Raw genomic sequence first — 20,322 nt, 5'->3', positions numbered from 1 at the left:
GGGTACCCCCGACCTCGCCGTCTTCGCCCGGGTAGCGGTTCGGCCCGCCACCGTCCATCGCGACTCGCCCTTCTGCCGTGCCGTCCGGGACTTCCCGCGCCGACTCACTCGGTGTTGACCACTTGGAACACTTCGGCCATCCGGCCCTCCGCCAGTCCGTGTCGTCGCGCGTTGTCGCCTAAGTGCTCGCGCAGCATCGCGGCGAGATCCCGTGAATCCGCCACTTGCGAGGCGTGCTCCGACAGCGCCGCGATCTTGTCCGTGAACCGGTCGGTCACGTCGACCGCGTGATTGGCGCGCTCCTCCGGCGATTCGGTGATCCAGAGCTGCCGCACCGTCCACGGCCGCAGTCCTTCCCGGTCGAGCAACTCCGGGTGTGCGAAGGGATTCCGCGCGTCCGGATACACCGCCGCCAGGGTGGCCTCACCAACGGCACGGTGGTCCGGGTGGGCCAGTGCGATGCGGGACCAGTTGATCTCGGGGGAGTGCGTGACGACGATTTCCGGGCACACGGAGCGGATCACGCGGGTGATACGGCGGCGCAACGTCAGGTCCGGAGACAGTCTGCCGTCCTCGTGGTCGAGGAAACGCACGTCGTCGACCCCGACCCGTGCGGCGGCACGTCGCTGCTCCGCGATGCGCAGCTGTCGCACCCGCTCCCGCGAGGCGTCCTCCGGAGCTCCGGCCTCGCCCGCGGTGCAGACGCAGTAGCTGACCGAGGTGCCGCCCGCCGTCCAGCCCGCGACGGTTCCCGCACTGCCGAAGTCGACGTCATCGGGATGGGCCGTCACCACGAGAACGCGTTCCGGGGCGCCGGTGGACGGGTTCGGTGAATCGATCACGGGGACAGCCTAGGCAGCCCCGCCGACATCTCGGAAACGGGTCGGAAAGACACGATCAGTGATCATGGCAGTTCGTTCGAGGTCCACTTCCGGGCGAGAGCGGGCGGCTGCGGGAGGGCGGTCCCGGCCCGGATGCGGGGCACGCCCTCATGCGGGGCGCGGCGAGCTCCGATCAGTACCTGCCACCACGAAAGTCCTGCTGGGTGCTCCGCAACGCGTGCGTCGAACCGAGTCCCACGCCACCACCGAGCAGGATCGCGAACACGTCCGGGACCACACCCCCCGTGGACAACAGCACGGCCAGCAGTCCCAGGCCGAGCGCGGTACCCGCCACGGGAGCCCGTTTCCGGGCGAACTTGGCAGCCGGTTGTCCGCCGGGCCGTTTCCGCGCCGCGGTCGACAACAACGTCAGATACCCAGCGTGGCCCAGCGCTGCCAACAACGCGAGCAGAGTGACCACGAACGCGATCACGTCGATAATCGTGCCCATGTGTCCACCTTCCCCTAATCGTGGCCGGTTCTGCCATATCCGATCGACAGCGTAGTACCCGAAAAGCCCAGCCACCGTCGAAAAAACCCGGCCACCGTCGGATTCCGCAGCGAATTGCCCCTGTACGGATGTTGGATAGCGGGCGAGACCACCTTTAAGTTGCCGGTATGGCTGACAGTTCGGCTGCCGCGGCGGGGCCATCCGCCGACGTCGCGGTGGATCTGACGGGCAAACGGGCGCTCGTCACCGGAGCGGGGAGCGGGATCGGGGCGGCGGTCGCGCGGAAACTGGCGGTCTCCGGGGCCCGGTTGCTGCTCGTCGACCGCGTCCCGGAATCGGTGGAAAGGGTGGCCGAGGAGACAGGGGCGCGGTACACCGTCGTCGACCTGTCCGAACCGGATGCCGTCGCCGAGCTGGGCGAGGACACCGACATAGTGGTCAACAACGCTGGGCTGCAGCACGTGGCTCCGGTGCACCAGTATCCGCCGGACATGTTCCAACTGCTGCTGGCGGTCATGGTGCAGGCTCCGTTCCGGATCATCCGTTCGGCGCTGCCCGGGATGTACCACAACGGATGGGGCAGGATCGTCAACATCTCCTCGGTCCACGGTATTCGTGCCGCACCCCTGAAGAGCGCGTACGTCACCGCCAAACACGGCCTGGAAGGGTTGTCCAAGACCGTGGCCGTCGAAGCGGCGGGTTACGGGGTGACCTCGAACTGCATCTGTCCGGGGTACGTGCGTACTCCGCTTCTCGAACGCCGGATCGCCGAGCACACCGTGCGGCACCGCGTTCCCCGGGAGCAGGTGATCGAGGACGTGCTGCTCGCGCGCACGCCGGTCAAACGGTTGGTGGATCCGGTGGAGGTGGCGGAGCTGACCGCGTGGTTGTGCGGTGTTTCCGCCATCTCGGTCACCGGGTCCTCGTTCTCGATGGACGGTGGTTGGTCGGCCCATTGAGGTCCGGCCGGACCGCTCGGACGCCCGCCGGTTTCCACCGAGCGACCGTTCGGCCGAACCCGTTCGGAAGTGCCGGTCAGTGCCCCAGTTTGCCGCGACCGAGCCTGAGCAGGATCATCGCCAGTTCCCGTCCCTCGGATCCCAGCTCACGGTAGCGCGCCAGCACGTCCATTTCCCGGTTGTAGACGATGCGCGTGCCACCTTCGGCCATTCGTGCCGCGCCCACTTGGCGGGACACCTCGGCCCGACGTTTGATCAGGCGCAGGATTTCCTCGTCGAGGTAGTCGATCTCGTCCCTGAGTTCCTCGACCGAACCGTTCTCGGCGGGCCACTCGGGGTCGGGGCTTTCGGCACCGGTTTGATCGCTGTCCACGGTCGCGCTCAACTCTTCCTCCGGGTCGTCGGTCCCGGAATCCGCCCCGGATGCGCCACCGCCCCGGGTTCGGAACTCCGGGGCATCGTTCTTGGAGCTTACACAGCTACGGACGCCGGAGTCCCGGGCCCGTAGAAAAACTGGCGACTACGTGTAAGCACGCGGTCAGTCTGCCACAACGAACCAGGTCGCACCACCACTCCTTCTCTGGTTCGAACGAGTGATATCGGTGCGGTGTCCGGTCTCGGCTGCCCGTGGTACGCCGGTTCCGGAACGGTACTCTGAATTACCGATGAGCACCCTGTTCGACGCCGCAGCCGACGGTCCCGTCCGATCCGACGGGACGCCCCCTCCCGATGGCCGGGACGGCCCGGCGAGGGCCGCGCCGCTGCCTTCCAGCGAACAGCTGGTCTCGGAGCTGAATCCGCAGCAGTGCCGCGCGGTACTGCACAGCGGTACACCACTGCTGGTGGTCGCCGGGGCCGGATCGGGCAAGACCAAGGTGCTCACCCACCGCATCGCGCACCTGCTGGACCAGCGTGGTGTGCACCCCGGCCAGATCATGGCGATCACGTTCACCAACAAGGCCGCCACCGAGATGAAGGAACGGGTGGCCGAGCTCGTGGGCAGGCGCGCCAACGCGATGTGGGTCTCCACCTTCCACTCGATGTGCGTGCGCATCCTCCGCCGTGAAGCGAGAACGCTGGGGCTCTCGACCAATTTCTCGATCTACGACGCCGACGACTCCAGGCGGCTCGTCACGTTGGTGGCCAGGGACCTGGAACTGGACTCCAAGCGGTATCCGGTGCGCACGCTCGCGGCGCAGATCTCGAACCTGAAGAACGAACTCGTCGATCCGGAGACGGCCGCCGAACGTGTCGGCAGCGACCTGGAGCGCAAGGTCGCCGATGTCTACGCCGCCTACCAGCGTCGGCTGGCGGACTCCAACGCGATGGACTTCGACGACCTGATCATGCGCACGGTCTCGCTGCTGCGTGATCACCCGGCCGTGGCAGAGCACTACCGCCGCAGGTTCCGGCACATCATGGTCGACGAGTACCAGGACACCAACCACGCGCAGTACGCGCTGGTGCGCGAGCTGGTCGGTACCGAGTCGGACGCGAGCGAGGTTCCGCCCGCCGAGCTGTGCGTGGTCGGTGACGCCGATCAGTCGATCTACGCCTTCCGCGGCGCCACGATCCGCAACATCGAGGAGTTCGAGCGGGACTACCCCGAGGCGGACACGATCGTGCTGGAGCAGAACTACCGCTCCACCCAGACGATCCTGTCGGCGGCCAACTCCGTGATCCGTTCCAACACCGGCCGCAGGGAGAAGCGGCTCTGGAGCGAGGCGGGCGAGGGGGAACCACTCGTCGGTTACGTGGGCGACAACGAGCACGACGAGGCCGCGTTCGTGGCCGCCGAGATCGACCGGCTCGTGGACTCGGGAGAGGCCACCTTCAACGACATCGCCGTCTTCTACCGCACCAACAACCAGTCCCGGGTGTTCGAGGAAGTGTTCATCAGGCTGGGACTGCCGTACCGGGTCATCGGCGGGGTGCGGTTCTACGAGCGCCGCGAGGTCCGTGACGCGTTGGCCTACCTGCGGGTTCTGGACAATCCCGACGACACCGTGAGCCTGCGCCGGATTCTCAACGTCCCCAAGCGCGGGATCGGACAGCGTGCCGAGACGGTGCTCGCCGAGTACGCCGAGCAGGAGCGCATCTCGTTCGGTGCCGCGCTACGACACGCGGCACGGGGCGAGATCGGGCAGCTCAACTCGCGTGCGGCACGCGCCGTGGCCGGTTTCACCGAACTGCTCGACGAGTTGCGCGAGGTGGCCGCGAACAACGACGTGGCCGAGGTGCTGCGCACGTTGCTCGAACGCACCGGTTACCGGGGTGAGCTGGAGAGCAGCGACGACCCGCAGGACGCCTCCCGGGTGGAGAACCTCGACGAGCTGATCAGCGTGGCCCGGGAGTTCGGCGACACGCGCCCGGCCGGGGAGTCGGAGTCCACATCGGATGGTGCTTCCGGCGGCGGTGATTCAGCCGGCGAGGTCTCCGGTGACGGCGACTCCGCGAACGCGGAACAGGACGACAACCCGCTGCCCGACGACTCGATCGGTGCCTTTCTGGAGCGCGTCTCGCTGGTGGCCGACGCCGACGCGTTGCCGGAGAACAGCGACGGCCTGGTCACGCTCATGACACTGCACACCGCGAAGGGACTGGAGTTCCCGGTCGTGTTCGCCACCGGCTGGGAGGACGGCGTCTTCCCGCACATGCGGGCGTTGGGGGATTCGCAGGAGCTGTCCGAGGAGCGCAGGCTGGCTTACGTCGGTATCACCCGCGCCCGGCGACGGTTGTACCTCTCCCGCGCGTTGATGCGCTCCGCCTGGGGGCAACCGGTCACCAATCCGGCCTCGCGGTTCATCACCGAGATTCCGCAGCATCTCGTGGAGTGGCGCAAGCTGGAACCGGAGCGTTCCGCACCACGCGAACGCGGCGGCTGGGGCGGTCGCGGTGGCTCGGAGATCGGGACGGGGGGTCCCTCCGGCTCGGGGGATCGCGGTTCCCGCGGTGGTGGCGCGTCGAGCTGGAAGAACTCCGTTCCGATCAAGCTCGAGGCGGGCGACCGGGTCAACCACGACAAGTACGGCCTCGGCACGGTGCTCTCCACCGACGGTGAAGGGGCGCGCGCCACGGCCAACATCGATTTCGGCGACTCGGGCACCATCCGGCTCATGCTCATCGGCAGCGTGCCGCTGGTGAAGCTGTAGAACGTCCCGGACCTCGCGGTTCGGCCGCGAGGTCCGGGACGTCGAGACGGTTCAAGCAGTGTCACGACGCCGGTATCGGGCGACTCCGATCGCCGTCAGCAGTACCGCCGTGGCTGCCAGCACGAGCAGCGGTACCGGGGTGAACTCCTCGGTGGGCAGCATCGGCACGTGGGCGAACGGCGAGAGGTCCGAGATCCGATCCGGCACTCGTAGCAGCGGCCCGAACATCCCCACGAAGACGATCCCGGTCAGGACGAGCCAACTCAGGCCGGTGGCTCCGGGCAGCACCCCGAACAGCAGGGTCGAGAGCCCGGCCAGTACCCAGACCGCGGGCAGGTAGGCCAGCGCCGCACCCAGTATCCGGGCGGCGTTGCTCGGATCGCCGCTGGTTCCCGCGTAGACCAGCCCCGCACCGAGCCCGGCCCCGCCCATCACCAGCACGCTGCCGCACAGCGTGGCCGCCAGACCGGACAGTGCCCAGCGCGACCGGCTCAGCGGGGTGCCACCCAGCAGGGGTTCCACCCTCCCGGCCGACTCCTCCGCACGCAGCAGCCCGGCGGACTGCAGCGCGAACCCACCGGCCACCATGCCCATCAGCGAGAGGTAGGTGGCGATCATCGTCTCGGCGGAGTCGGCTCCGCCCGCCTGCTCGAAGTAGCGCCGGGCCATCTCGTTCTCCCGCACGAACACCGCTGCCTGCTCACCTATCGCGCCCACGAACGCGCCGAACAGCACGAAACCGATCGTCCAGCCCGTCAGCACGCCGCGCTGCAGCCGCAGTGCCAGCGTGAACGGGCCGGACAGCAGTGCCGAGGCGGTCGCACGACCGGAGCGACCCCGCACCAGTCCCGCTCCCTCGTCGCGCCGGGAACGCAGCAGAAACGCTCCGAACAGCAGCAGCACCGTCAGCGCCACCCCGAGCAGCAGCGGCCAGCCGGTGCCGTCGACGTAGGCCCGGGTGCGCTGCGACCAACCGATCGGGGAGAGCCAGGAGAGCGTGCCGTCGCCCAGGTCGCCCGCGCCGCGCAGCGCATAGCTCAGCGCGAGGAGCGAGGCCGCCGCTCCCACCGCCGCTCGGCCGTGCTCCATGAGCTGTGCGGTCACCGCCGCCACCGCGGTGAAGACCGTGCCCACCATGGCCAGCCCCGCCGCGAACAACAGCGAGCCCGCCGTGCTCAGCTCCGGCAGCACCACGGGCAGTGCGAAACCGAGCAGGGCTCCCAGCACCAGGTTCACGCCGATGACGGTGACCAGCGCCGCCGTGAGCGGGGCGTGCCTGCCGACCACTCCCGCGCGCAGCAGCTCGACCCGGCCGCTCTCCTCCTCGTGGCGGCTGTGCCGCACCAGCAGCAGGATGCTCATCAGCGCGACGAGCACCGCCGTCATCCCGCCCATCTCGTTGGCGACCATCGCGCCGAAGGTGTAGTCCCGCTGGCCGAAACCGGGGCCGGTCAGCACCACCGTGGCCGGGTTGTTCATCAGGGCGGCCCGCGCCTGCCGGTCGGCGGCGGAGTCGAGGGCCACCGGGAAGGTGGCCACGCTGCCCAGCAGGAACACCGCCACTCCGAGGATCCATGCCGGGATGCGTACCCGGTCCCTGCGAAGTATCAGCCGGACGAGCGCTCCCGTTCCGCGCAACGTGCTCATCGGTTCGCTCCTTCGGGGGTGGAGGTCTCCGACCGCTGTTCGTAGTGCCGCAGGAACAGCTCTTCCAGGGTGGGGGGCTGACTCGTCAGACTTCGGACCCCGACCGCGGTGAGTTCGCGCAGCACCCCGTCCAGGTGCGGGGTGTCCACCTCGCAGCGCACGTGGGTGCCGGTGATCTCCAGGTCGTGCACGCCGGACAGCTCGGCCAGCCCCTCCGGTGCCGCCGAGAGTTCCGCGGTGACCGAGGTGCGGGTCAGGTGCCGCAGTTCGGCCAGGGTGCCGGACTCCACGGTGCGCCCGGAGCGGACGATGGTCACCCGGTCGCAAAGCGCCTCGACCTCGGAGAGGATGTGGCTGGACAGCAGCACGGTGCGTCCCTCGCGCTGCTGCTGCCGAACGCACTCCCGGAAGGTCTCCTCCATCAGCGGGTCCAGCCCCGAGGTCGGTTCGTCCAGCACGAGCAGCTCGGGTTCGGAGGCGAGCGCGGCCACCAGACCGACCTTCTGCCGGTTCCCCTTGGAGTAGGTACGTGCCTTCTTGCGCGGATCGAGGTCGAACCGGCGCAGCAGGTCCTCCTTGCGGTGCTGGTCGATACCGCCGCGCAACCGGCCGAGCAGGTCGATGACCTCGCCGCCGGAGAGGTTCGGCCACAGCGTCACGTCGCCCGGAACGTAGGCGATGCGGCGGTGCAGCTCGGTGGCGTCGTGCCACGGGTCGCCGTCGAGCAGTCTCGCCTCGCCGGAGTCGGCGCGCAGCAGCCCGAGCAGGATCCGGATCGTGGTGGTCTTCCCCGCGCCGTTCGGGCCGAGGAAACCGTGCACCTCGCCGGTTCGCACGCTCAGGTCCAGTCCGTCCAGCGCGTGGGTCGGACCGAAGTTCTTGGTCAGGCCGGAGATCGTCACGGCCGTGGGGTCGGAGTTCAACGTGACTCCTTCGGGACGGATTCGGGCGGTTCGGCTGCCTTTCACAGCCGCGGCGGATCGGAGTCCGCCGTACGTTCCCCCGCGCGGGAGGAGTACAACCGCTTCACGCGGCGGTCCGCCCTGTCGGATCCGGTGCTGGCGATCGTGCGTACCACGTTTTACATGGTACACAACGTTCATAAATCTGTGAACAGAATGAATCGTGCTACCGGAGCCGTCCGGTTTCGCGTCCTGCCCGCCGTCGTGGAGCCGAACCGGGATTGGTCAGCGGGCCGCGCCCGCGAGGCGGCCGGGTTCGCGAGCCGGCGGGCGGGATTCCCGAGGGGCGGAATCGTTGCGATAGACTGCTTTCACGGAGCTGTGAAATTTAGCAAATATGTGAATCAGTCGCTCGACTGATGCGTGGTACGAGTGCGGGAGGTCCCGGATGTCCGAGACAGCACCCGATCCCGCACCGGAACCGGTGGACGCGACAGGCCGTGACGAGCGGGAGGTGGCTCGGTTCGTCGAGCGGTTCGCGCTCAACCTGACCGAGGCGGGGTTTCCCCGCATGCCCGCCCGCGTGTTCGCGCGGATGCTCGTCGATGACGACGGCTCGTGCACCGCGGCCGAACTGGCAAGCTCGTTGCAGGTGAGCGCCGCCGCCGTTTCCGGCGCGGTGCGTTACCTGATCCGCGTGGGGCTGCTCTCGCGCGAGCGTGAGCCCGGCAAGCGCCACGATCACTACCAGGTGCGCGACGACATGTGGTACGAGGCGTTCGCGCAGCGCGACGACCAGTTCCTGCAGTGGGAGGACACGCTCCGAGCGGGCACCGACACGCTCGGGCCGCACACCACGGCGGGCGCGCGTCTCGACGAGACCCGCAGGTTCTTCGAGTTCCTGCGTGCCGAGCTACCCCGAATCATGACGAAGTGGCGACAGCAGCGGTACGGCGACAACGTCGAGTAACGTTTCGTCCGTCCGGTTTCCTCGGCTCGTCGAGTGGCGGAACCTCTCGTGCGGCTCTCGCTGTGTCGCCGGAGCGGTCGCTGTGTCATCGGGGCGGTCGCTCTGGCGCGGTGGTCGGGTAGCCGTTACGTGACTCGGGGCCTCGGGAGCGTTGGACCGCTCTTGAGTAGCGATCTACGCGGCGATTTCGCGAGAAATTGACGGAGCTGGGGCCATGCCGCCGTAACGGCGCGGCGATTTCGCGAGAAATTGACGCCGCCCGGACGGGGAGCGTGAACGGGGAACAGGAGCACACCACGGGACCGCGCACGGTGTCCGTTCCGGTGCGGTGCCGAGCGCGGAGGGCCGGCGAGCAGACCACGCACGTTCGCGAGGAGCGGCGTCGCCCCTCGCGAACGGGTCGCCGTGGTTCGTCCACAACGGACGAGAGTTTCGGTCAGCTGACGTAGACGCCCCGCTCGTTGAGCCAGGGCAGCGGGTTGATCTTCGTCCCGTAGGAGTTCCAGATCTCGAAGTGCAGATGGGTGCCGGTGGAGAAACCCCGGTTGCCCATCGTGGCGATCTGTTCACCGGCCTCGACGTGCTCGCCCACGTTCGCCGTGATGCTGTTGACGTGGCCGTAAACGCTGATCGTGCCGTCGTTGTGCTGCACGCGCACCCACAGGCCGAAGCCGCTGGCGGGTCCCGCCTCGATCACGGTCCCCTCGGCCACGGAGACGATCTGGGTGCCCTTGCTGTTGGCGATGTCGATCCCGTAGTGGGTGGTGCCCCAGCGGCCGCCGAAGCCGGAGGTGAACGTGCCCGCGGCGGGGGCGAAGTAATCGGGTTGACGAGCCTCGCGCAGCGCCTCCTCACGGGCCTGCTCCACCCGCTGGCTCTTGGCGAGCTTGCGCACCTCGTCATTGGTGTCGGTGGTTCGTGCCACCGGCAGGATCTCGGGTGCCGGTACCGCACCGCCGACGCTGGTCCCGTCGGAGCTCTTGTTCGTTCCACCGACTTCGGTCGTTCCGCTCTTGGAGCCGTCCGTGACCGAGCCCAACGACGCCGCCGCGTTCTGCCCGGAGGCCAGCGGGGTCTGGTCCTCCTGCGGGGTGTCGGACTGGTCCTGCTCGGCTGCCATGGCCTGGCCCGCGGCGGCGAAGGCGCCCGCCGCGACGGCGGCGACCACGATCCGGCCCCGCAGTACCGACGGTGGGGTCGGGGTGCGTTGTCGGCGCGGTTTATCCGATGTGGACTCTTCGTCCGAGGTGTTCTGTTGAACCGGGGTGTTGTGCTGACCGCCGGGGGAGCGGTGTCGAGTCAATGCTTGACCTTCCGTCTCGGGGAGCCGGATCACTGGGCCGGGCGGGGGACCCGGACCGGTCGGGGTTAACCGGGAAGTGTCCCTGTTCGTGATCTGACTGTGACAACGGACGTCGGGACATTAACCAAGGAATGCCCCCAGGGGCAAATCCCGATCTTGATATCGATTCCGTCCCGTTTTCCGGTGTCGTGGAGCGGGTCGCCGTGGAACTTCCGGGACACCGGACTCGCTCCTTGGCGTGCGTATCGCCGTTGCCTGCGATTTCGACGCCCGCCTCGGTGTCCGCCACGCGGCTCGCTTCCGGACACAGTGGACCTCCGGGGGTTGCCTCTCCGAAGCTTTCGGTGTCATAAGTCACATCGAATCATGTCCGTGTTGGGCGTTTGAAACCAGGTCTTACGGGTGACGGCTTCGCGAAAATGACACCTTCAGTGTTTAATCGACCTCGTTGTGTCGCTTGTTCAGGTGAGTTGTCGTGTTCTTGGGCTAGTCTTTTCGATTCGTCCGTGTTCGCAGCGTTATTCGGGGTATGCCCGGCCCAGCGGCGGCGAGTTGCTAGCGTCGCGACGTGAACGCCCGTCCCGGCAGTGAAACCGGAGTCGAGTCCGGCGCCACCCCCGATCCCGAACGTGCGGACCGGTCGTCCCCGGCGGCCACATCGGACGATTTCGCCCTCGGTGCGAATCCCCTTCCCGGGCTGCGATTCGCCTGTCTGCTCGCGTTTCTCGGCGCGATCGCCTCCGGCGCGGCACCGCTGTTCGGTGTCGTGAACCCCGCCGTGCCATCGGCCTATCCCTCCGTTGCCCCGCTGCTGGTGCTCGGCGTCCTGCCCGCTCTTACCGCGTTCGGCTTCCTGCGCACGCGCAGGTCGGGCGCCGCGCGTGCGGTGCTGCTCGTCACGGCCGCCGTGGCCGTCGCCAGGGGAATCGGATCGGCACAGCTTCTCGTCGAACCGGGGCTGGTGTCCCGGCCCGAACTGCTGCTGCGGGAGAGCCTGCGACCGCTGGATCCGGCACCCGGAACCTGGCTGCTGCTCTCCGGCTACGCCGTGGTGTTCCTCGCCGGGATACTGGCCCTTCGCGCATCCACCGGTGAGACCTCGCGCGCCGCGAGTGGCACGGGTGGTGGCAGACAGCCGCTGTTCGTGCTCGTGCTGTGCTTCGCCGCGCTCGGAGCGGGCGGGGCGCTGCCGGCCGCGTTCCGTTCGCTGGATCCGTTCGTGGTCTCCCACGGGCTGTTGGACGCTCCGCCGCTGGTGTTCGCGGGCGATCTGCTGCTCGCCGTCGTGATCCCGGTCGCCGCCGGACTCGCGGTGAGCTCGGCGGAACCCGAGGTCGGTCGGGGCGGCCTCGTCGGCCTGGCGGTGAACCTGGCGGGAACCACGGTGCCGGTGCTGTTGGCAGTGCTGTCCGACTCCGAGCTGCTGATCGGGTGGGGACTCGGCTTCGGCCTGGTGGCACTGATCGGACTCGGCGCGTTGTCGGTTCCGGTGGGGCGAACCGTCGCGCGGTCGGAGGCGAACCCCTCCGAGATCTCGTTACCCGCCCACACCCGGCTCGCCGTGCTGACCGGAGCCCTGGGCGCGCTCGGTGGGGCGTTCGCGGTCGTCGCGGCGCTGGTGCCGCAGTTGCGTGCCCCGGAACGCGTGATCGGTTTCGGGGACAACTACAACCTGCTGCCGTTGCTGCTGGCCGGGATCGTGCAGTTATCGCTCAGCCTTCCGCTGCTGCGCCCCGGCCTGGTCGCCCCGCGCCCCGTGCTCGGTACCGCATGGGCGATCCTCCCGCTGACCGCCGCCGCGGACCTGGACACCGTGCTGCGGTTCGCCGGTGGCACCCGGCTGGAACTCGTGCCCCACGGCGTGTGGTGCACCGTCGCCGCCGTGGTGCTCACCTGTTGCGCTGCGGTGTCCGCCGCGGTCGCGGGCGCCATCGAGCGCGACGAGGTGGATCTCAGCGACATCACCCCCAGCCGTTCGCTGCTGCCGCCCACAGCGCTCACCGGTCTGCTGGTCGTGGCCGCCTTCGGCTTCCCGGTGTTCCGCACGCCCGACCACGTCTCACCGGGGTTGTTCAACGGGTTCGGCATCGCTTCGTGGGGATTGCTCACCGCGCTGCTCGTGGTGCTGGTCGCCCTGGTGCTGGTGCCGGTCTCCCGGGGGAAACGGGCCGCGGCACTGCTGGCGGGATGCGCTGTGGTGCTGTCCTTCCGCGCCTTGCTGGCGCCGCTCGCGGCGCCAGCCATGACCGAGGGCTTCTCGTTCGGTCTCGGTTTCTGGAGCGCGCTGGGGGCCGTGGTGGCCGCTGCCGCCACGGCGGTGCTGGCCGCCCGTCCCACCGGATGATGTGAGTTTGACCGCTCCGGCGATGGTGTCGGGGGTGAACACGGCGGAAATCGCCGGTTTCGGGACCGTTCCGCGTGAGCGAGTTCACCGGATGCGCCGCCCCGATCGTTCTCGCAGGTCGATATGGTTACCGGAGTCCGACACCGACGTCGCAGGAGAGTCGCGTGGACCTGTACGAGTACCAGGCGAAGGAGATCTTCGCCGCCCACGGAATACCGACACTGCCCGGTTCCGTGGCCACCGATCCCAACGGGGCCAAGGCAGTGGCGGAAGAACTCGGCGGACCTGTCGTCGTCAAGGCGCAGGTCAAGGCCGGGGGACGGGGTAAGGCCGGCGGTGTCAAGCTGGCCGAGAACCCCGATGAGGCCCGAACCAAGGCGGAAGCGATTCTCGGGCTCGACATCAAGGGCCACACCACCCGCCGAGTGCTGGTCACCGAGGCCTCCGACATAGCCGACGAGTACTACCTCTCGTTCCTGCTGGACCGTGCCAATCGCAACTTCCTGGCGATGGCTTCGGTCGAAGGCGGCATGGAGATCGAGGAAGTAGCGGCTACCAAGCCCGAGGCACTGGCCAGGATCCCCATCGACCCGATCGAGGGTGTGGACCAGGCCAAGGCACGGGAGATCGTCGAAGCCGCGAAGTTCCCGGCCGAGATCGCCGACCAGGTCAGCGACATCGTGGTCCAGCTCTGGGAGGCGTTCGTCGCCGAGGACGCCACGCTGTTCGAGATCAACCCGCTGGTCAAGGACCCGCAGGGCAAGGTCATCGCGCTCGACGGAAAGGTCGCGCTCGACGACAACGCCTCGTTCCGGCAGTCCAAGCAGGCGGAGTACGTCGACGAGGGCGCCGAGGACCCGCTGGAGGCCAAGGCCAAGGCCAAGGACCTCAACTACGTCAAGCTCGACGGGCAGGTCGGCATCATCGGTAACGGTGCCGGTCTCGTGATGTCCACCTTGGACGTCGTTGCCTACGCGGGTGCCGATCACGACAACGTCAAGCCCGCCAACTTCCTCGACATCGGCGGTGGAGCCTCCGCCGAGGTCATGGCGGCCGGGCTGGACGTCATCCTGGGCGACCCGGACGTGAAGTCCGTCTTCGTCAACGTCTTCGGCGGTATCACCGCCTGTGACGCGGTCGCCAACGGAATCGTCCAGGCGCTGAAGATGCTCGGCGACGAGGCCACCAAACCGCTGGTGGTCCGCCTCGACGGCAACAACGTCGAGGAGGGCAGGCGAATTCTCGCCGAGGCCGACCACCCGCTGGTCACGTTGGTCGACACCATGGACGGCGCGGCCGACAAGGCCGCCGAGCTGGCTGCGGGCAAATAAGGGGCGATCCGCTGTGTCAATTTTCCTCAACGAGAACAGTAAGGTCATCGTCCAGGGCATCACCGGTTCGGAGGGCACCAAGCACACCGCTCGGATGCTGCGTTCCGGTACGAACATCGTCGGCGGTGTCAACGCCCGCAAGGCCGGGCAGTCCGTCGAGATCGAGGGCAACCAGCTGCCGGTGTTCGGAAGCGTCGAAGAGGCGATGAAGGAGACCGGCGCCGACGTGTCGGTGGTGTTCGTACCGCCGAAGTTCGCCAAGGACGCCGTGATCGAGGCGATCGACGCCGAGATCGGGCTCGCGGTGGTCATCACCGAGGGAATCCCGGTGCACGACGCCGCCTACTTCTGGGCGCACGCCAATGCCACCGGCAACCGGACCCGCATCGTCGGGCCGAACTGCCCGGGCGTGATCTCTCCGGGCAAGTCCAACTCGGGAATCATCCCCGCGGACATCACCGCCGGCGGCAAGATCGGTCTGGTGTCCAAGTCCGGCACGCTGACCTACCAGATGATGTACGAGCTGCGTGACATCGGTTTCTCCACCTGTGTCGGCATCGGCGGCGACCCCGTCATCGGGACCACCCACATCGACGCGCTGCGCGCGTTCGAGGACGACCCCGAGACCGAGGCCGTGGTGATGATCGGCGAGATCGGTGGTGACGCCGAGGAGCGCGCGGCCGAGTACATCAAGGCCAACATCAGCAAGCCGGTCGTCGGTTACGTCGCGGGCTTCACCGCCCCCGAGGGCAAGACGATGGGCCACGCCGGTGCGATCGTGTCCGGTTCCTCCGGCACGGCCCAGGCCAAGAAGGAGGCCCTCGAGGCCGCCGGGGTCAAGGTCGGCAAGACGCCGAGCGAGACAGCCAAGCTCATGCGCTCGATCATCAACGACTGATCGACCCGCGCGACGGCAGGCCGCTTCCGCCCGGTTCCCGTTCCAGGGGGCCGGGCGGAAGTCTTTCCGCGCCTGGTCGCTCGCCGGTGGTGTGCCGCGCTCGTGACCGTCAAGACGCGATTCGGTAACGTCGAACTCCCGCGCTCCGCCGCCGTTTCTTCGCGACGGGCGATTCGCGAGCGGAGCCGATTCGCACGATTCCCGGTCAGGATGGAGTTCCCATGTCCGCGCCCTATCCGCCGCCCCAGCAACCGGCGCAGCCGGGTGGAGCCGGTGGCTCCCAACCGGACGTGAAGTCGATTCTCGCCCTCGCCGCGGCAGGTATCGGAGCGCTCGGCTGGATTCTCGGTTTCTTCGCACCCGCGATGAACTCACTGCTCGGCGGGCTTCCCGGGCTGGGCTTCGTCGTGGTGGCGCTGCTCGCGGCCATGCGGTTCTTACCCAAGGGGCCGAACGTGCTGTTCGTCGCGGCCCCGCTGGCCGGTTACACGGCGCTGTCGATGCTGCAGAACGTCATCGTCGCCGGGGTGTCGGGCTCGAGCGGCTCCATCGCAGGCTGGGGCATCGTGTTCATGCTGCTGTCGTTGCTGCAGGCGGCTGCGGTGATCGCGTTGCTGCTGCTGGAGCAGGAGATCGTCACCGCACCCTCGTTCGGCAGGGGAGCGACGCAGGCCGCCACGCAGCAGGTGCAGCCGCCGTATCCGGGACAGCAACCCGGACCCTACGGTGCCGCACACCCCCAGCCCGGCCAGCCGCAGCCCGGCCAGCCCCAGCCCGGTCAACCGCAGTCGGGTGGTTGGAACCCGCAGAGCGGCCCGCAACCGGGTTACCCGGCGCAGCCGTACACCGGTCCGCAGCCGCAGCAGGGCCAGCCCCAGCCCGGCCAGCCGCAGCACGGCCAACCCCAGCCCGGCTGGAACTCACAGCAGGCGGGTGGCTTCGTTCCGGGGCAGCCGCCCCAGCAACCCGCACACCCCTATTCCCAGCCGCCGCAGGGTGGGCCCGCTTCGCAGGAGAACCCGGCTCAGCCCGGTTCGTTCGCGCAGGCGAATCCCCACGAGCAGTCCTCCCAGCCTGTTCAGGAGCACTCCGGGCAGGCTCAGCAGGAACAGTGGAGTGACACCAACGGTGGGCCGCAGGGGACGCAGCAGATGCCGCACCCCAACCAGAACCCACCTTCGTGAGCAGTGGTTGGTTTCGCGCCGCCCGCCGGCAGGGTGTCGGCGGGCGGCGCGACCCGCGAGTGCTCGCGACTCGCGGCAGTCGCCCGAAAGAGTGAGCAAGCGGCGCGTCGTGACTTCGGGAAGCCCGGCACGCTGTCACATTCGACCGCGTGACGGCACTCGATTCCCCCACGGTCGAAACCGCCGAGTCCTCCACTCGGCAGTGGTGCCGCGCGATCAGTGGGGCACTTCTCTCCGCGCTTTCGGTGATACTGAGCTGCTACCTGCTCGTCGCCGCGTTGCTGGCGTTCGTGGTTTCCACCGCCGCGGACGCCGAGTTCGTCCCGGCCGGTGTGCTGCTGGCGGCGATTCCCGGGTGGTTGGCCGCGTTCCAGGTGCCACTGCTGATCACCGGAGCTCCGCTCAGCGCGTTACCGCTGTTACCGACCCTGCTCTGCGCTCTGCTCGTCTCCCGCGCTTCGCGTCGGGTGGCGCGGCGCAACCGGCTGCGCAAACCGGAGCAGGCGCTGCCAGTGATTCTGGTCATGTCGCTGAGCCACGCGGTGTTCGGCACGGTGCTGGCTATCGCGCTGGCCGGAACGCAGGTTCCGGTGCAGGCCCGTCCCTGGCAGGCGTTCTGCTGCTGCGGCCTGGTCGCCGCCTGCGCCGCCACCTTGGGACTCGCCGACCGTTGTGGAATGCTCTACCAACTCTGGCAGTACGTCCCGTCCGACGCCTGGCGTGCCGTGCGCAAGGGACTGCTGGGTACCGCCGCTGTGATCGGAACCGGAGCGGCGGTGTGCGGGGCGGCCGTGCTGCTCGCACTGCCGCGGTTGTACGAGCGGTCGGTCGAGCTGGCCGGTATCGGTGACGCCGCGGGTGCCGTGCTGCTCGCGTTGCTGTACCTGCCGAACACGATCCTGGGGTGCTGGGCGTTCGTAACCGGCACCGGTGTCTCGTTCGGTGCCTCGGTGAGCACGCCGTTCCGAGCGGCGACGGACGCGTTGCCACCCGAACTGCCGGTGTTCGCCGTCGTTCCCCCCGCCGGACTCCCGAACTGGACACCCGTGGTCTTCCTCCTGCCTGCGGCGCTGGGCGTGCTGCTCGGGCACAGCTGCAGGAACCTGGCCGAGCGGAGCCGGGACAGGCAACACCTGGTGCTGCTGGCCGTACTGGTCACCACACTGGCGGTCTCGGTACCCGCTGTGCTCTCCGGAGGCCGGTTCGGCGGTGAGTACGGTCCGGTCTCACTGCGTCCGCTGTTGTTGTCGGCCACCACCTTCGTCTGGCTGGCGGTCCCTGCCCTGGTGACCTCCAGGCTGGTCGGACGACGCGACACCGACCTCGTCGACGACGCCGATCTTTCGTCCGGCTCCGGAACCGACGCCTGGCTCGTCGAGTCGGACTCGAAGACCGGTGAGGATCCGGCCGCCGAGCAACCTGCCGCCGAGAACGAACGGTTCCCGGAGGAGGAGCAAGCGGAGGAAGGCGAGCAAGCGGAGGAAGGCGAGGAGATCGGCGAATCCGCCGCTGATGATCCCGGAGCTTCGTCCGGACCGTGGGTACCGGAGCAGCGGGAGGACCAGTGGGAGGGCTTCCCACGCCAGGAGGGGGAGCTGCTCGAAGCCGAAGGAGAGGGGGCACGGGAGCATGCCACCGCGGCCCCCGAGTTCTCCGGGGACACGTTCGCGGCCCCCGCGTCCGACTTCCCGGAGTGGGATCACGATGAGTTCTCCGAGCCGATCACGGAGTTGTCCTCCCAGCAGTCGGGATGACCGGAGCTCCGGCTCGCTCCCGGACGGCCTGCGACGAAACTCCAGTTCAGGGCAGGACGGGGCGCGTTCCGGGATGGCGGTGGTGTCGCTTTCCGCACGGCTGTGCACAACTCGTGCTCGAATCCTGAGTGCTGAGCCACTCGTATCGGGACCTGCCGGTCGTGATCGTGGGCGGGGCGCCTAGTCTGCGTGTGACATTTCGTCAGCGCGACATCCATCAGGCCGTCATCAGGAGTGCACACTGAGCGCCCCACTCCCAACCGCCGCGGAAAACGACAGTTCGACGGAAACACAGTCCCCGGTCAGGAGTTTCCGACCGTCCCGGCCAGTCCGCGTGGTCGTTCTGGTCTCCGGATCCGGCAGTCTGCTGCAGGCGCTGCTGGACGCCACCGCCGATCCGGACTATCCCGTTCGGATCGTGGCGGTGGGGGCGGACCGCCCCGGTATCACGGGGTCGCAGCGTGCCGAGAGCGCCGGAATCCCCACCTTCACCTGTCGACTCCCGGAGTTTTCGAGTCGCCAGGACTGGGATCGGGCACTGGCCGAGGAGTGCGCCGCTCACGAGCCGGATCTCGTGGTCTCCGCGGGCTTCATGAAACTCGTCGGCCCCGAATTCCTGGCTCGGTTCGGCGGACGCTATCTCAACAGCCATCCGGCGCTGTTGCCGTCGTTCCCGGGAATGCACGGGGTGCGGGACGCGCTGGACTACGGCGTCCGGGTGACCGGCTGTACCCTCTTCGTCGTCGACGAGGGGGTGGATACCGGTCCGATCCTGGCGCAGCAGGCGGTCGAGGTGTTGCCCGATGACGATGAGGAGAGCCTGCACGAGCGGATCAAGGCCGTGGAGCGGCGAACGCTGGTGCGAACGCTGGAACGGCTGGCAGTGCACGGTTGGACCGTGCGGGGACGAAAGGTGAGTATCGGGGTGACCGCTAACTCGGGGCAACAACGGCGACCCGTGCATCGCGCGTTGATCGGTGTTTCGGACAAGGCCGGCCTGCTTGAGCTGGCCACGGGGCTGCACGCGGCCGGTGTGGAGATCGTCTCCACCGGGGGCACCGCGCGGACCATTTCGGCCGCCGGGGTTCCGGTTACGCCGGTGGAGGAGCTCACCGGTTTTCCGGAGGCCCTGGACGGCCGGGTGAAAACCCTGCACCCCAGGGTGCACGCCGGGCTGCTGGCCGATCAGCGCAAGCGGGAGCACGTCGAACAGCTCGCCGAGCTCGACATCGCCGCCTTCGATCTGCTGGTCGTCAACCTCTATCCGTTCAACCGCACGGTCGCCTCCGGCGCGGAGCCGGAGGAGGTCGTGGAGAACATCGACATCGGTGGCCCGGCGATGGTGCGGGCAGCGGCCAAGAACCACGCGAACACGACCGTGGTGGTCGATCCGAACAACTACGAGTGGGTGGTCGAGCGGGTTCGCGCGGGCGGTTTCGACGAGACGGAGCGCGCCGAGCTCGCGGCAGCCGCGTTCCGGCACACCGCCTCCTACGACGTGGCCGTCGCCGGCTGGATGACCGGCCGCACCGCTCCCGAGGGCGAGACCTTCCCCGGTTGGGCGGGTGAGACGTGGGAACGCCGCAGCGCGTTGCGTTACGGCGAGAACCCGCACCAGCCCGCGGCGCTGTACGTCTCTGGTGGCGAGGCCGTGGGGCTCGCCGCCGCGGCGCAGTTGCACGGCAAGGAGATGTCCTACAACAACTACGTGGACGCCGATGCGGCGTGGCGCGCCGCCCACGATCACCGGCGAACCTGCGTGGCGGTGGTCAAGCACGCCAATCCGTGCGGTATCGCCGTTTCCGACGCGGGCGATGTGGCCGAGGCGCACCGCAAGGCGCACCAGTGCGACCCCGTCAGCGCCTTCGGTGGTGTGATCGCCAGCAACCGCGAGGTCTCGGTGGGCATGGCCGAGCAGATCGCCGAGGTCTTCACCGAGGTGGTGGTAGCCCCCGGCTACGCCGAGGGAGCCCTCGAAGTGCTGCAGCGCAAGAAGAACGTGCGCATTCTGACCGCGCAGCCGCCGCAGTCGGGGCGTGTCGAGATGCGGGCCATCTCGGGCGGACTGCTGATGCAGGGAGCCGACGAGATCGACGCCGACGGCGACGACCCGTCGAACTGGACACTCGCCTGCGGGGACCCCGTCGACGAGGCCACGCTGCGGGATCTGGAGTTCGCCTGGCGCACCTGTCGAGCCGTCAAGTCGAACGCCATCCTGCTGGCCGACGACGAGGCCACGGTCGGTGTCGGCATGGGACAGGTCAACCGGGTGGACTCGGCTCGGCTGGCGGTTTCCCGCTCCGGGGAGCGCGCCGCGGGTTCGGTGGCGGCCTCGGACGCGTTCTTCCCGTTCCCCGACGGTCTGCGGGTGCTGTTGGACGCCGGGGTGCGTGCGGTCGTGCAGCCGGGCGGTTCGGTGCGGGACGAGGAGGTCACCGAGGCGGCCCGGGCGGCGGGTGTTCCGCTGTACCTGACCGGGACCAGGCACTTCGCGCACTGACGCGTCCTTTCCCGTTCTTTCGGGAGGGCGATTCGTTGGGGCCCGT

15 protein-coding genes and 1 pseudogene are annotated in these 20,322 nt (G+C 68.6%); 10 read left to right on the top strand and 6 right to left on the bottom strand.

What is annotated here, in order from left to right:
* Window positions 1–104: 104 nt before the first annotated feature.
* A complete protein-coding gene (locus tag BM150_RS02220) occupies window positions 105–842 on the bottom strand; it encodes a PIG-L deacetylase family protein (protein WP_092922922.1) in 738 nt (245 codons plus the stop codon).
* Between the two features lie 172 nt (window positions 843–1,014).
* Entirely contained in the window at window positions 1,015–1,332 is a 318-nt protein-coding gene (locus BM150_RS02215; protein WP_092922919.1) for a hypothetical protein, read from the bottom strand.
* Between the two features lie 167 nt (window positions 1,333–1,499).
* On the opposite strand from BM150_RS02215, the gene BM150_RS02210 reads away from it, so the two are divergent.
* Window positions 1,500–2,291, top strand: a complete 792-nt coding sequence (locus BM150_RS02210) for a 3-hydroxybutyrate dehydrogenase (protein ID WP_092922916.1) — start codon at window positions 1,500–1,502, stop codon at window positions 2,289–2,291.
* Between the two features lie 76 nt (window positions 2,292–2,367).
* Here the strand turns inward: BM150_RS02210 and BM150_RS02205 are convergent, their stop codons facing one another.
* Entirely contained in the window at window positions 2,368–2,676 is a 309-nt protein-coding gene (locus BM150_RS02205; RefSeq protein WP_092625234.1) for a chorismate mutase, read from the bottom strand.
* 280 nt (window positions 2,677–2,956) lie between these two features.
* Between BM150_RS02205 and BM150_RS02200 the strand changes: the two genes are divergently transcribed.
* Entirely contained in the window at window positions 2,957–5,443 is a 2,487-nt protein-coding gene (locus tag BM150_RS02200; protein ID WP_092922913.1) for a UvrD-helicase domain-containing protein, read from the top strand.
* 51 nt (window positions 5,444–5,494) lie between these two features.
* On the opposite strand, the gene BM150_RS02195 is transcribed toward BM150_RS02200, so the two are convergent.
* Both BM150_RS02195 and BM150_RS02190 read right to left on the bottom strand, forming a co-directional pair.
* Window positions 5,495–7,090 carry an ABC transporter permease gene (locus tag BM150_RS02195; RefSeq protein ID WP_092922910.1) on the bottom strand — a complete coding sequence of 532 codons (1,596 nt, stop codon included), beginning with the start codon at window positions 7,088–7,090 and terminating at the stop codon, window positions 5,495–5,497.
* A complete protein-coding gene (locus BM150_RS02190) occupies window positions 7,087–8,013 on the bottom strand; it encodes an ABC transporter ATP-binding protein (protein WP_092923336.1) in 927 nt (308 codons plus the stop codon). Before BM150_RS02190 ends, BM150_RS02195 begins: the two co-directional genes overlap by 4 nt.
* A 427-nt stretch (window positions 8,014–8,440) precedes the next feature.
* Between BM150_RS02190 and BM150_RS02185 the strand changes: the two genes are divergently transcribed.
* Window positions 8,441–8,962: a GbsR/MarR family transcriptional regulator gene (locus BM150_RS02185; RefSeq protein ID WP_092922907.1), complete on the top strand. Its 522-nt coding sequence runs from the start codon at window positions 8,441–8,443 to the stop codon at window positions 8,960–8,962.
* Window positions 8,963–9,398: 436 nt separating this feature from the next.
* Here BM150_RS02185 and BM150_RS02180 read toward each other — a convergent pair whose 3' ends face one another.
* A complete protein-coding gene (locus BM150_RS02180; protein ID WP_245755200.1) occupies window positions 9,399–10,265 on the bottom strand; it encodes a M23 family metallopeptidase in 867 nt (288 codons plus the stop codon).
* 568 nt (window positions 10,266–10,833) lie between these two features.
* On the opposite strand from BM150_RS02180, the gene BM150_RS02175 reads away from it, so the two are divergent.
* The 7 genes and pseudogenes from BM150_RS02175 (at window position 10,834) to purH (ending at window position 20,276) form a co-directional block, all read left to right on the top strand.
* On the top strand, window positions 10,834–12,609 hold the full coding sequence (locus tag BM150_RS02175; protein WP_245755199.1) for a hypothetical protein: 1,776 nt from the start codon (window positions 10,834–10,836) through the stop codon (window positions 12,607–12,609).
* A gap of 164 nt (window positions 12,610–12,773) precedes the next feature.
* A complete protein-coding gene (gene sucC / locus BM150_RS02170; protein WP_092922904.1) occupies window positions 12,774–13,940 on the top strand; it encodes an ADP-forming succinate--CoA ligase subunit beta in 1,167 nt (388 codons plus the stop codon).
* Window positions 13,941–13,953: 13 nt separating this feature from the next.
* The gene (gene sucD / locus BM150_RS02165; protein WP_092922901.1) at window positions 13,954–14,838 is read left to right on the top strand and encodes a succinate--CoA ligase subunit alpha; all 885 of its coding nucleotides are present in this window, start codon (window positions 13,954–13,956) and stop codon (window positions 14,836–14,838) included.
* 221 nt (window positions 14,839–15,059) lie between these two features.
* The gene (locus tag BM150_RS02160) at window positions 15,060–16,022 is read left to right on the top strand and encodes a DUF5336 domain-containing protein (protein ID WP_092922899.1); all 963 of its coding nucleotides are present in this window, start codon (window positions 15,060–15,062) and stop codon (window positions 16,020–16,022) included.
* 149 nt (window positions 16,023–16,171) lie between these two features.
* Window positions 16,172–17,776, top strand: a complete 1,605-nt coding sequence (locus BM150_RS02155; RefSeq protein ID WP_092922896.1) for a cell division protein PerM — start codon at window positions 16,172–16,174, stop codon at window positions 17,774–17,776.
* Window positions 17,777–18,110: 334 nt separating this feature from the next.
* Window positions 18,111–18,653: pseudogene (purN, locus tag BM150_RS24995) on the top strand (phosphoribosylglycinamide formyltransferase); the annotation flags it as partial.
* 48 nt (window positions 18,654–18,701) lie between these two features.
* Complete coding sequence (gene purH / locus BM150_RS02150) at window positions 18,702–20,276, top strand: bifunctional phosphoribosylaminoimidazolecarboxamide formyltransferase/IMP cyclohydrolase (protein WP_342752518.1); 1,575 nt, start codon at window positions 18,702–18,704, stop codon at window positions 20,274–20,276.
* The last annotated feature ends 46 nt before the right edge of the window (window positions 20,277–20,322 follow it).

The sequence above is a fragment of the Actinopolyspora alba genome (assembly GCF_900112765.1).
Taxonomy (GTDB): domain Bacteria; phylum Actinomycetota; class Actinomycetes; order Mycobacteriales; family Pseudonocardiaceae; genus Actinopolyspora; species Actinopolyspora alba.
This window is presented reverse-complemented; position numbering and strand designations above follow the sequence as displayed.